The organism is Actinomycetes bacterium (assembly GCA_035489715.1).
GTDB lineage: Bacteria > Actinomycetota > Actinomycetes > JACCUZ01 > JACCUZ01 > DATHAP01.
Genome location: DATHAP010000200.1, coordinates 1 through 12615, shown reverse-complemented (window position 1 = coordinate 12615; position 12615 = coordinate 1). Strand labels below are relative to the sequence as shown.

The window sequence follows — 12615 nt, the reverse complement described above, 5'->3', positions numbered from 1 at the left end:
GCTCGGGCACGATGGCGGCGTACGTCCGCGGTGAGCGGAAGTGCGACGTGCCGGTCACCGTGAGCAGAGCCGCGAGCAGGTACGGCGACGCGGAACTCACGACCCCGCGGCGCTCCGGCACCTGGCGATCCTCCCAGACGGCCGGCCGGCCGCCGCGCCCACGGTGCGAGGATCGCGGCCATGCGCGTGCTGCTGCCGACGGCCTCCGACCGGGTCGACCTGCACGAGGTCTACGCCCACCGGGGTGACCGGCCGTGGGTGCGGGCCAACATGGTGACCTCGCTGGACGGCTCGGCGGTCAAGGACGGCCGGTCCGGGGGCCTCGGCGGCCCGGCGGACAAAGAGGTGTTCGGCGTCCTGCGCTCGCTGTGCGACGCCGTGCTCGTCGGGGCCGGGACCGCCCGCGCCGAGGGCTACAAGGCGCCGCGGGCCAAGGAGGCGGACGCCGAGCGCCGCCGCGCTGCCGGCCAGCGTCCGGCGCCGGTGCTCGTCCTGGTGACCCGCGGCCTACACCTCCACCCGGGCTCGGCCCTCTTCGCCGGTGCCGGCGCCGAGCGGACGGTCGTCGTCACGAGCGGATCGTCCGACCGGGCCGCGAGGGACCGGCTCGCCGAGGTCGCCGACCTGGTCGTGGCGGGCGACGAGCAGGTCGACGTGGTCGCCGCGCTGGACGAGCTCGCCCGGCGCGGCCTGACAAGGGTGCTGTGCGAGGGCGGGCCGAGCCTGCTCGGTGACGTCGCGGCAGCCGGGCGGCTCGACGAGCTGTGCCTCACGATCTCGCCGCAGCTCGTCGGCGGCGACGGGCCGCGGGTCGCCCACGGCCCGGACCTCGACGTCGACCTCTCGCCGGCGTCGCTGCTCGAGGCCGACGGCGTGCTGCTGGCCCGCTACGTCCGCCGCTGACCTCGAACTGTCGGAGAATCCGCATGGTCATCGAGCGGATTCCCCGACAGTCCCGCGGCTACTTGGGCGAGGAGTAGATCGGCTCGGTGATGTCGATGAAGGTCGGCGGGCCGTCGGCCAGCGAGGTGAGCTCGTCCATCATCTGCTGCATCTCCGGCGTCGGCTGCTTCTGCTCTCCGGCGCGTGCCTCTGCCTCCGAGGTGAAGTAGTTGACCATGGTCCAGCGCCCGTCCGGGTGACCGATGTTGATGCTGCCGATGATGTCGGGCCGGAACGCCGACCAGTCGGTGTCGTCCTCCTCCATCAGCTTCCATGCGCGCTCGGGATCTGTGCTCCCGCCCTGCATCACCTGGACGAAACGGGCATCCTCGGGGTTGCCCCTGACGTCGACCATCACCCGGTCGCTGTCCTGGAAGGTCGCGTCGCCCTCGATCAGCTTGGCCATCTCGGCCCACCACGCGCCCTGCTCGGACCGGTCGCTGTTGCGCCGGGCCGCCGCCTCGTCCTCGAAGCGGACCACGGCGACCATCGTGCCGTCGGCAGCGACCCCCGCCGTGGTGCCGAGCCAGCCCTGCGCTCCAGCAGACAGCTCGTTCTGCCAGCGATCCATATGCGCCTGCACCGCGGCCCGGTCCGACACCTTGCCCTTGATGACCTGGACGAACATCACGCGCCTCCTTCTCGGCCGATCACTCGGCTCACCGGCCCGCCGGCCCGGCGACGGGCTCGCTTGCGAACGTACGTCCGCCAGGGCTGCGCGTCGAGGGCGTGACGGAAGGCTGTCCGGACGCCCAGGGCAGGCGTAGGTTCCGGGCATGCCTGGATACGGTGACTACGTACCAACTCGCCGCTTCGGACCCGCGCTCGCGATGTCCCCCGACGGGCAGGCCATTGCGTACATCGCCGACACCGACGGCCAGCTCAACCTCACCGTGCACCCTTTGGACGGATCGCTGCCCCGCCAGCTGACCGAGGGCACCGACTGGTCCGTCCGGCAGGTCGGCTGGGCACCCGACTCGGCCACACTCTTCTACGCCGCCGACAGGGACGGCGATGAGTACACCCAGCTCTTCTCGGTGACCCGGGACGGCACGCAGAGCCAGCAGCTGACCGACGACCCGAAGGTCGTGCACCACCTGGGCACCGAGGCGGTCTCGCCGGACGGACGCTGGCTCGTCTTCACCGCCAACGACCGGGAGCCGACCGACCAGGACGTGCTGCTGCGTGACCTGGCCACGGGTGAGGTCCGCCGCCTGCTGCAGCAGGGCGGGTACCTCGACGCCGGGCAGTGGGCGCCCGACTCCTCGGCGCTGATGATCCTGGACTTCCGGAGCAACACCGACTCCGCGCCGATGGTGGCCCGTCTGGACGGCGGGGTGACCTGGTTGCTGCCGGACCGGCCGGGCAAGCACATCGGCGCCGGCTGGAGTGCGGACGGGTCGGCGGTCTACCTCACGACCGACCTGGACCGGGACTTCGTGGCGTTGGTGAGCCTCGAGGTGACGGGCGGCGTTCCGGAGCTCGTCACGGCCCCGGCGTGGGACGTCGAGCACGCAACGGTCGTCGCCGACGGCCGGCTGGCCGTCATGTCTGTCAACGAGGACGGCATGTCCCGCGTGGTGGTCCGCGACCTCGTCACCGGCGTCGAGCGGACCGTCGACGTGCCACGGGGGGTCGTGACCGCCATGTCGGCGGCGCGCGACGGCAGCCGGGTCGGCGTTCTGGCCGCCACCGCCGTCAGCCCGCAGAAGGTCGGGACGGCGAGCCTGCCACCCGAAGCCGGCGACGCGGCCGCGTCATTCACCTGGCTCACCGACGCCGCCCCCACGGGCGCCGAAGCCGCGGCCTTCCGGGAGCCGCAGCTCGTGCGCTACCCGACGCACGACGGTCGCGACATCCCCGCCTACCTCTATCGGCCCGCTGGCGACGGGCCGTTCGGCGTGGTGTTGTCGATCCATGGTGGGCCCGAGTGGCAGGAACGCCCCGACTACGCCTACAACGGGCTCTACCAGTACCTGCTGTCGCGGGGTGTCGGCGTTCTGGCACCGAACGTACGCGGGTCGACCGGCTACGGGACGGCGTACCAGAAGCTCATTCACCACGATTGGGGCGGCGACGAGCTCCGGGACCTCGATTACGCCCACCGCTACCTCACCGGCCTGAATTGGGTGGACCCCGAGCGCATCGGTGTCTTCGGGGGTTCGTTCGGCGGGTTCGCCACGCTGTCCTGCGTCAGCCGGCTACCGGGGCGGTGGGCGGCCGCGGTCTCGATCGTGGGGCCGTCGAACCTGGTCACGTTCGCCACCTCCGTGCCGCCCACCTGGCTGCGCTTCATGGCCGAGTGGGTCGGCGACCCGGACACCGAGGCGGACTTCCTGCGCGGCCGGTCCCCCGTCACCTACGTCGACCAGATCGACACCCCCCTCTTCGTGATCCAGGGCGCCCACGATCAGCGAGTCGTCCAGTCCGAGTCCGACCAGATCGTCGAGCGGCTGATGGCCCGCGGGGTCGACGTCCGCTACGACGTCTACCCGGATGAGGGCCACGGTTTCACCAAGCGGGCCAACGAGGCCAAGGCCCTGTCCGACACCGCCGAGTTCCTCATCGGCTACCTGGCGCGCTGACCTCCCGGCACCCGCGGGCACCGGCGTCGGGCATGATCGGACGAGTGGACCTGCCCGTGACGCCGCCGCTCGGACCGATGCTGGCCAAGTCGGTCAAAGCGATCCCCGAGGGGGACTACCTCTACGAGCCCAAGTGGGACGGCTTCCGGTGCATCGCGTTCCGGGACGGCGACGAGGTCGAGCTGTCCAGCCGCGGCGAGCGGCCGCTGACCCGCTACTTCCCCGAGGTCGTCGAGGCGATCAAGGCCAACCTGCCGGACCGCTGCGTGGTCGACGGCGAGGTGGTGATCGCCACCGGTGACCGGCTCGACTTCGAGGCGCTGCTGCAGCGCATCCACCCGGCCAAGTCGCGGGTGGACCGGCTCGCGGCCGAGACACCGGCCAGCTTCGTCGGCTTCGACCTGCTGGCCGTCGACGACGAGTCGCTGGTCGAGACGCCGTTCGGCGAGCGGCGCACCCGGCTCGAGGCCGCGCTCGCCGGCGCGGAGCCCCCTGTCTTCCTCACGCCGTCCACCGGTGACCTGGCGACCGCCCAGCAGTGGTTCGAGGTCTTCGAGGGCGCCGGTCTCGACGGGGTCGTCGCGAAGAGGACCGGCGACGGCTACCAGCCGGACGTACGCGCGATGTTCAAGATCAAGCACGAGCGCACCGCCGACTGCGTGGTCGCCGGCTTCCGGTGGCACAAGTCCGGCGGGGTCGTCGGCTCGCTGCTCCTCGGCCTGTACGACGACGCGGGCGACCTGCAGCACGTCGGCGTGTCCGCGTCGTTCCCGATGAAGCGCCGCGCCGAGCTGGTGCAGGAGCTCGAGGCGTACGCCGTCGAGGACGTCACCGGGCACCCCTGGGGTGCCTGGGCCGAGGCCGAGGCCCACGAGAAGAGCCGGCTGCCCGGCGCGGTCAGCCGCTGGAACGCGAAGAAGGACCTCTCCTGGGTGCCGCTGCGCCCCGAGCTGGTCGTCGAGGTGGCCTACGACCACATGGAGGGCACCCGGTTCCGGCACACCGCGCAGTGGCGACGGTGGCGTCCGGACCGGGAGCCCGCGTCCTGCACGTACGAGCAGCTCGAGCGCCCCGTACGCTTCGACCTGGCCGACATCCTGTCGCCCCGCTGACGTCAGCGACGGACCGAGAGGACCCCGTGTACCGCATCCTGCTGCTCAGCGAGGACACCCTCGCCGACCACGACGCCGCCCGGATCGCCCAGCTGCACGGGGTCGACGACGTCGAGGTGCACCTGCTCGTCCCGGCCGACGCCGAGCACAACCGGCTGATCGAGGCGCTCGACGAGGTCGCCCTGGGCCGGTTGCGCGACGCGCTGGACGACGACGACCCGACGCGGCAGGAGGCCGAGCAGGATGCGATGCACGCCGTCAACGCCTCGCTGGCCAAGCTGGCGGGCGCCGGGCTCATCGCCCACGGCTCGGTGACCGGCTCGGACCCGGTGCCCGCGGCGGTCGAGGCGGTCCGGCTCGACGACGCCGACGAGGTCATCGTGGTCACCCCGCCGCACATCGTGGAGACCGGGCTGCACCGCGACTGGGCGTCCCGGCTGCGCGACGCGCTGCCGCTGCCGGTCCTGCACGTCGTCTCCGGCACCGACCGGGTGCTGGGCTGAGGCAGCATCCCGACATACCGTCAGGACCAGCCGCCGCCCCCACAGCCCAGAGCAGGTGTCACCGATGCGCCCGACCCGCAGCCTGCTCCGCACGCTGACGGCCTCCTTCGCCCTCGCCCTCGTCCTCGGACTGGTCACCACCGCGGTCCCCGGCGGCGCCCCGCCGGCCCGCGCCGGCACGGTGGCTCCCGACGCCGACGACCCGCTGGTGCGGCTGGTGGTCCGGGCCGACAGCCGGGTGGCCGCCGACCTGGTGACCGCCGTCGCGGGCCGGGCCGGCGCCCGGACGACCGGACGGGTGCCCCGGCTGCACGCGGTCTCCCTCGACGTCCCGGCCGCCGTGGCCGGCTCCCTACGGACCCGCCTGCTCGGCCGGGCCGACGTGCGGTCCGTCGAGCCGGTGCACCAGCGGTGGCTGCTCGAGGAGCCGGCCGACCCGCGCTTCGCCGACCAGCGGACCTACCTGGACGCGATCCGCGCCACCGCGGCGTGGGGCCGTCCGGCGCACGGGTCCCCCAGCGTCCGCATCGCGGTGGTGGACTCGGGCGTCGACGTCACCCATCCCGACCTCGCGGGCAAGGTCGCCGGCACGTTCAACGCGGTGCAGCCGGGCACCGGGGTGCGCGACCTGGTCGGTCACGGCACCGGGGTGGCCAGCATCGCGGCGGCAGCCACCGGCAACGGTGTCGGGATCTCCGGCGCCGGCTACGACAGCGCCCTGCTCGTGGCCAAGGTCGCCGACCGCACCGGCCGGATCTTCACCGACGACCTCGCGGCCGGCATCGTGTGGGCCGCCGACAGCGGCGCGGACGTCATCAACCTCAGCCTCGGCGGGCCGACCTCCGACGCGCTGGAGAAGGCGGCTGTCGACTACGCCCAGCGCAAGGGCGCAGTGGTGGTCGCCGCCGCCGGCAACGACGGGACGACCACCCGGCAGTTCCCGGCGGCCCTCCCCGGCGTGCTCGGTGTCGGGGCGACCACCGTCAACGGGGCGGCGCGGGCGTCCTTCAGCAGCTACGGCCCCTGGGTCGACCTGGCGGCCCCCGGTCGCTCGATCGTCCTCGCCTCCCCCGGTGGCGGCTACGAGCGGGCCGACGGCACGTCGTTCTCCGCCCCGCTGGTCTCCGGAGCGGCGGCCCTGCTCGCGGCGTTCCGCCCCGGCCGCACCGCGGACGAGCTGCGCGAGGCCATCACCGCCGGTGCGACGCCGGCCAAGCTCGGCTTCGCCCGCGGCGTGGTCGACGTCGACGCGTCGCTCGACCTGCTCCCGCCGGCCACGGTCCCCGCTGTGACGGCACCGGCCGACGGGTCGGCGGTGTCCGGGACCGCGACGGTCAGCGTGTCGACCACGGCGCCCCGGGTCCGGCTCGGCCTGGGCGACCTGACCCAGCTCGTCAGCGCGGCGGGCGGGGTCGCGACGGCCGGCTTCGCGACGTACGGCCTCGACGGGCCGCAGACCGTCACGGCCGCCGACTGCAGCCGCATCGACCAGTGCAGCGAGGCACGGACGGCGGTCACCGCGGTGGTCGCCAACGGCGGACCCGTGCTCACCTCCCCGGCCGACGGGTCGCTGCAGGCCGGCGACGCAGTCAGCGCCACCGCGGAGGCGCCGGCCGACGCCGCGGTGCGCTTCACCGTCGAGGGCAGCCGGGTCTCCGTCACCGACGCCAGTGCGCCGTTCGCCGCCGACCTCACGACCGAGCCGCTGGGCGACGGCAGCCACGTCGTCTCGGCCGTGATCTGCCGCCGCGACGGCAGCGTCTGCGACACCGCCCACCCGAGCCGGGCGACGGTCTCCGTCGACCGCCTGCACCCAGGCATCACCGGGCTGTCGGCGACCCGGATCAGCCCGGACGGCGACGGGCGCGCGGACACGACGCAGGTGCGCTACCGGCTGGACCAGCGGGCCAGCGTGACGCTGCGGATCCGCGACGCCGCTGGGCGGGTCGTCACCGCCCGAAGCCTCGGCAGCCTGCCCGCAGGCGGCCACGAGGTGGTGTGGAACGGACGCCGGCGTGGCACGGCGGTGTCGGACGGGGACTACAGCCTGCAGATCGTGACGTCGGCTCCGCCGCAGACCGGGCTCGCCAGCCGTGCCGTCACGGTCGACACGGTGGCGCCGCGGCTGCGCGACGCCGGGCTCAGCGACGAGCGGGTGCTGCCTGTCCGCGACGACTACCTCGACCGGGTCGCCGCGTCAGCGACCCTTGGCGAGGAGTCGCGATGGGTCGCCCTCGAGGTGCGGTCGTCGTCGGGTCGCCTGGTCCGCACCGTGCGCAAGGCCCCGCAGCGCGGGGTCGCGCCCGGTCCGGTGTCCCTGGCCTGGAACGGGCGGGACGCGTCCGGCGACGTGCTGCCCTCCGGCCGGTACGCCGTCCGGCTGGTCGCCCAGGACCTCGCGGGCAACCGCCGGGCCGGCCGGGCCCGCCCGGTGAGCCTGTCGACCCAGCGCCTGGTCAAGCAGAGCGGCTCCCTGACGGTGACCGCCAGGTCGTCGCTCACCGAGTCGTTCTCCGACGACTGCTCGCTGGTCTTCCGGCACACGTCGGGCAAGCGGAAGGGCTGGATCGGCTACGACAGCTCGGCGACCTGCAGCTCCGGCGACGCCTTCGCTGCGGCCGACCACCAGGTGCGCCTGCCCGCAGCGGTCCGCTACGGCACGGTCCGGCTCAGCGCCTCCGGCGGCCGGGGCGACCCGAGGTTCCGCGACGCCGCCCGCGTCGAGCTGCACGACCGCGCCCAGAACATCAGCGACACCGCGTTCCGGCTCGGGCCCTCGGTCGGCACCCACACCGGGCCGTCGGTGCGCGCCGAGCCGCTCCTGATCCGGCACCGGGTGCTGCGCTGGACGACGTCCACGACCGGCGTGGCGTGGTACGACGTCGAGTCGTACACGGTGCGCTTCACCTACTTCGTGCTGCGCTGACCGACCAGGGTGACCCGGTGACCGACCAACCCCGACCGCTGCACCGCGCCGCCCGCGTCGAGGACCGGGTGCACGGGGCCGCCGAGCGCTGGCTGCGGCGGCGCGGCTGGCGGCCACGGGTGGTGCCGTTCATCGGCTACGGCACCGAGGGCTGGGTCCGGGTGCTGGCCAGGGTGCTGCTGGCTCCGCCGGACACCGCGACCGGCGAGATCCGGCTGGGCCGCGGCTGGCGGCGATTCCTCACCGCCACGGCGGCCGACGTGCCGGTGACGGTGCGGGTCGGTGGCCGCGAGCACCAGGTGGTCAGCGGCCGTGGCGGCTACGTCGACGCCGTCCTGGCCGCCGACGTCGCGCCGGGCTGGGTGGAGGCCGAGCTGAGCGCGGACGGGTCGCGGGCGTCCGTGGCAGGGATCCGGGTGGTCGACCCGACCGCGCAGGTCGCCGTGCTCAGCGACATCGACGACACGGTCCTCGTCACCGCTCTGCCCCGCCCGGTGCGGGCGGCCTGGAACACGTTCGTCCGGCACGAGAGCACCCGGCGCCCGGTCCGCGGCATGGCCACCCTCTACCGGACCATCGCGGCCGAGCACCCGGACGCGCCCTTCGTCTACCTCTCGACCGGTGCCTGGAACGTGGCACCGGTGCTCGAGCAGTTCCTCGCCCGGCACGCGTTCCCACCCGGCCCGCTGCTGATGACCGATTGGGGCCCTACGCCGGACTCCTGGTTCCGGTCCGGCCGGGAGCACAAGCGCCGAGAGATCCGCCGCCTGCTCGACGACCTGCCGGATGCGCAGTGGCTGCTCGTCGGCGACGACGGCCAGCACGACCCGGAGATCTACGCCGAGGCCGCGGACGAGGCGCCGGACCGGGTGCGCGCCGTGGTCATCCGCCAGCTGAGCCCGGCCGAGCAGGTGCGCACCCACGGCACCCCGGAGCCGATCCGGGAGCCCGCGTCCCGACCCCGGCACCGGCCGCACCAGGAGGTGCGCGCACCGGACGGCTTCCGGCTGCTCTCCGCGCTGCGGGACCGCGGCATCCTCGGCGGCCCCTAGACCGTCGCCCCCGGAGTACGGCGTCAGGCCGTCGCCTCGGCGACGAACGCGTTGTCGGTCGTGATCTCCAGGAGCATGGACTGGTCCAGCGACACCGACACGACGTGCTCGCGCGACACCACGTGCGCCTTGTGCCCGTCGAGCAGGATCACGCAGAACCGGTCGATGCCCCCGACGAGGACGTGCACGAACGCGCGGCCGGTCGTGGTCTCCACGTCCACCCGCATGCCTCGTTGATGGGCCACGTCCAGCGCGAACCCCACGGTCACCATCGTGCTGCTCTGCACGCCGCCGCCCTTCAGCCCCCGAGCCGGTTGGTGCCCGTCGCACCGAGTCTGGTTGTCCATCGACCTGAACTGCCGGGGACTCGCCTGATCCGCGCCAGAACCACCCGACCGGTCTTCCGCCGCCCACTGATGGACCGGCTCCGCCCTAGTCAGCCCGGGCCATCCGATTCGGCCGAACCGCCCCACAGATCGTGACCGAGCCGGGCGTAACCGGACGAGTCACCTCTCGTTGTCCAGCACAGCCGAGGCCGCAGCCGCAGGCCGGTGACCAGGACACAGGCGACTCGGCTAGGAAGGGCTAGGACGGCCGGACATGGGTGGTGGGGTGCACGGACAGCGACGGGCGTCCCTCGCTGAGCGAGTCCGTCGAGGAGCTGGCGGAGCCGGGCCGACTCGCTGGGGGCCGCCCGGCGGGCGGGCGACCTGCGGGCCGCGGCCGAGCACCTGCGCGCCAAGGAGGCCCGACCGGTCGTCGTCGACGTACGCGCGGAGGCGCCCACCCGGCACCGACGCCCCGCAACGCGGTGGCTCGGTTGCGGGCGGTGCTGCGCGGGGTGCCGGCCCTTTGCGCCGGCGGGTGCGGTGACAGGTCCGCGAGTCGTCACGCGCCGGCCACCTGGCGACCAGCGACCCGTAACCCCGGGCCGCCACGCTGCGGCCATGACACCCTTCGTCGTGTCGTGGTTCCGCTTCCGGCACACCCGTGGTGGACGCCGCCGCTGTGGCTGCTGGATCTGCACGGGCGGCTGACTCATCCCCCCGTCGCATGATCCTGCATGGTCAATGCGGGTCATCTGCGGCGCGGCGCGGCCTCCTCCGGCCCGGCAGGTTCCATGCTCGAGGTCATGGCGTACACCTCCGAGCCCGCCGGGCTGCACATGGCGCTGTGCTGCGGGTGCGGCTCCGTGCGGGTGGTCGAGCTCTCCGGCGCACCTCCGACGTCCTACGAGCAGCTGGTCCCGCGGCAGCGGGCCGTCGCGCCGGCCGACTGCGACACCTGCGGGACCGTCACCGACCACGCCTACGTCAGGAACTCCCCGCCGGACGAGAGGGCGACGGCGACCGTCCGGCGTCTGGTGGCGCGGCTGGCGGGGATGGGCGTCGCGGTAGGACACCTGTCGGAGGACCGCCTCGACCTCGCTCCCGACGTGCGCGCCGTGGTGGTCGAGCTGGCGGACGGATGGCGCGGGATCGCCCTGCGACCCGGCCTGCCGTCGGCCGAGGTCGTTGCGACCCTCAGGGCTGCCGGCGCCGCGCTGTTCTCCGAGGACGGCTGGGTGGCGGCTTCCACCGGCAGTCGCAGCGTCACCGTTCGCTGACCTCGGCGGCGCTGCCGTCGATGCCGCCGACGTCCCAGCTGAAGCCGGGTGGCTCGGGGACGCACGACGTGCGCGCCGTCTCGCGCAGGGCATCGGCGGTCGGCTGCTGTGACGGGTCGGTCACCCGGTTCAGGGTCTCGCTCGGGTCGAACTCGTGGTCGTACAGTTCCTCGAAGCCGTCACCCCACCGCACGAAGAGCCAGCGCTCGGTGCGCACGCCGCAGAAGCCCGGGTGCGGGACGGACCCGTCGAGCCGGTGCCAGGGCCGGCCCTCGAGCACGACGTGATCACGCGCCGGCGGGGCCATCAGGTCCACACCGCTGGTCGGCATCGCCGCGCCGGCGGCCCGCAGGATCGTCTCGGTGACGTCCACCGTGGAGACCAGCCGCCGGTCGACGGCACCGGCCGCCACGTGGCCGTCCCACCGGAGCAGGAGAGGCACGTCGGTGGCGAAGCGGTAGGGCATGTCCTTGCCGATGGTGTGGTGGTCGCCGATCAGCAGCCCGTTGTCCGACATGAAGACCACCAGGGTGTCGGCGAGCCGCCCGGACCGACGCAGCGACCGCAACACACCCGCCACTGCGTCGTCGACGGCCAGCAGCATCTCCTGCTGTCTGGTCCGGATCGCGTCGATGGCGCGCTGGGGCACCCTCGGCCGGTCGCGGAGGAACGGCGGCTTGTCGCGGACCGAGTGGGTGACCGAGTCCGGTCGGTAGGACGGCAGCTCCAGCGTGGCCCGGTGGCGGCGGGGCGGCCGGTAGGGCTTGTGCGGGGCGAACGGCGTGAACATCAAGAAGAGCGGCTGGTCGGCCGGCGTCCGCTGGACGAAGCGGGCGGCACGGGCACCGAGCACGTCGGTCGAGTAGTCCTCCACGTGGGAGCCCAGCACGCTGCCGTCGGTCAGCGTGTAGTCGAGGTAGCCGCCGGTCTCGGTCGCGAAGGTGAGGAAGAGGTCCCACCCGGGCGGCCGGTGCCCCGCGGGCGCCCCGTTGTCGTTCTGCGCGAACCCGTTGAAGTACTTGCCGACCAGCCCCGTGCGGTAGCCGTTCGCCTGCAGCGCGGTCGCGAGGGTGCGCTGCTCGTTGCCGTTGGCGAGAAAGGCGCGCCACCCCCCGTTCGGTGCCGTGTTGCCGTAGACGCCGGTGTCGCGGGCGTATCGCCCGGTCACGATCGAGGCCCGTGAGGGGCAGCAGGTCGGGGTGGACGCGACGGTCCGGGTGAACCTGGTGCCCTTGTCGCGAATCTGTCGGGTCACCGTCGGCATCCACCGGACCGTGTCCGGCCGCTGGTCGTCGGTCAGGACGAGCACCACGTCCGGCGGGCGGTCAGCGGCGGTCGTCTCCGGCGGGCGGTACGGCGCCGAGCCCGCCAGGGCCGCCGCATCCACCTGGGTGAACTCGGTGCGTCCGCCCTCGACGGCGACCAGCAACCCGGCCGCCAGGACGGCAGCAACCATGGCAGCAGCGACCGCAGCAGTCCTGCGCAGCACGGCTCTCCCCCACGCCCCCGGGGACCGGGCCGGTCCTGCGGGCCGGTCAACACCGTCCCCCTCGACTGGCAGCAAGGACGCCGGCCGGGGCGCGCCGGTTCCCAGCGGTCAGGCCTCCTGCGTCGTGGCCGACGCTCTTCCGGGTCGGCGCGGCCGTCTGGGGCAAGGATGGGCCCAGGTCACCCGCCGACAGACCCCCCGCAAGCGACCTGGGCTCGCTCCAAGATGGTCCGACATCACCAGGCGTCATATCACCCGATGGTCTTCATATTTTACCCTTTCCGTCCGGCCCTATCGGGCGCACGGTGGAGGTACGGGGCGCGAGCGCGCGACAGGTCGCCCCCCTCCTGGCGCGTTCGCGCTTCGTCGCGCCACTGGCCGGCGTCCTCTGTGTCCGGTC

At 73.7% G+C, this 12615-nt stretch carries 10 protein-coding genes; 7 read left to right on the top strand and 3 right to left on the bottom strand.

Features of this window, described 5'->3' with window-relative positions:
* Nucleotides 1-180 precede the first annotated feature (180 nt).
* The gene (locus VK640_16080; GenBank protein HTE74695.1) at nucleotides 181-903 is read left to right on the top strand and encodes a pyrimidine reductase family protein; all 723 of its coding nucleotides are present in this window, start codon (nucleotides 181-183) and stop codon (nucleotides 901-903) included.
* 58 nt (nucleotides 904-961) lie between these two features.
* On the opposite strand, the gene VK640_16075 is transcribed toward VK640_16080, so the two are convergent.
* Complete coding sequence (locus tag VK640_16075) at nucleotides 962-1570, bottom strand: hypothetical protein (GenBank protein ID HTE74694.1); 609 nt, start codon at nucleotides 1568-1570, stop codon at nucleotides 962-964.
* 148 nt (nucleotides 1571-1718) lie between these two features.
* On the opposite strand from VK640_16075, the gene VK640_16070 reads away from it, so the two are divergent.
* From VK640_16070 to VK640_16050, 5 genes are all read left to right on the top strand, one after another.
* Complete coding sequence (locus tag VK640_16070) at nucleotides 1719-3527, top strand: prolyl oligopeptidase family serine peptidase (GenBank protein HTE74693.1); 1809 nt, start codon at nucleotides 1719-1721, stop codon at nucleotides 3525-3527.
* 44 nt (nucleotides 3528-3571) lie between these two features.
* Nucleotides 3572-4639 (top strand): ATP-dependent DNA ligase, encoded by a 1068-nt coding sequence (locus tag VK640_16065; protein HTE74692.1) that lies wholly within the window; start codon nucleotides 3572-3574, stop codon nucleotides 4637-4639.
* Nucleotides 4640-4665: 26 nt separating this feature from the next.
* Nucleotides 4666-5142, top strand: a complete 477-nt coding sequence (locus VK640_16060) for a hypothetical protein (protein HTE74691.1) — start codon at nucleotides 4666-4668, stop codon at nucleotides 5140-5142.
* Nucleotides 5143-5206: 64 nt separating this feature from the next.
* Nucleotides 5207-8068: a S8 family serine peptidase gene (locus VK640_16055; protein ID HTE74690.1), complete on the top strand. Its 2862-nt coding sequence runs from the start codon at nucleotides 5207-5209 to the stop codon at nucleotides 8066-8068.
* Nucleotides 8069-8085: 17 nt separating this feature from the next.
* Nucleotides 8086-9120 (top strand): phosphatase domain-containing protein, encoded by a 1035-nt coding sequence (locus VK640_16050; GenBank protein HTE74689.1) that lies wholly within the window; start codon nucleotides 8086-8088, stop codon nucleotides 9118-9120.
* Nucleotides 9121-9143: 23 nt separating this feature from the next.
* Here VK640_16050 and VK640_16045 read toward each other — a convergent pair whose 3' ends face one another.
* Nucleotides 9144-9407 (bottom strand): hypothetical protein, encoded by a 264-nt coding sequence (locus tag VK640_16045; protein HTE74688.1) that lies wholly within the window; start codon nucleotides 9405-9407, stop codon nucleotides 9144-9146.
* 845 nt (nucleotides 9408-10252) lie between these two features.
* Here VK640_16045 and VK640_16040 point away from each other — a divergent pair.
* Nucleotides 10253-10726 (top strand): hypothetical protein, encoded by a 474-nt coding sequence (locus VK640_16040; GenBank protein ID HTE74687.1) that lies wholly within the window; start codon nucleotides 10253-10255, stop codon nucleotides 10724-10726.
* Here the strand turns inward: VK640_16040 and VK640_16035 are convergent.
* Nucleotides 10713-12182: a sulfatase gene (locus tag VK640_16035; protein HTE74686.1), complete on the bottom strand. Its 1470-nt coding sequence runs from the start codon at nucleotides 12180-12182 to the stop codon at nucleotides 10713-10715. The two genes, VK640_16040 and VK640_16035, sit on opposite strands and share 14 nt — an antisense overlap.
* Between the last annotated feature and the right edge of the window lie 433 nt (nucleotides 12183-12615).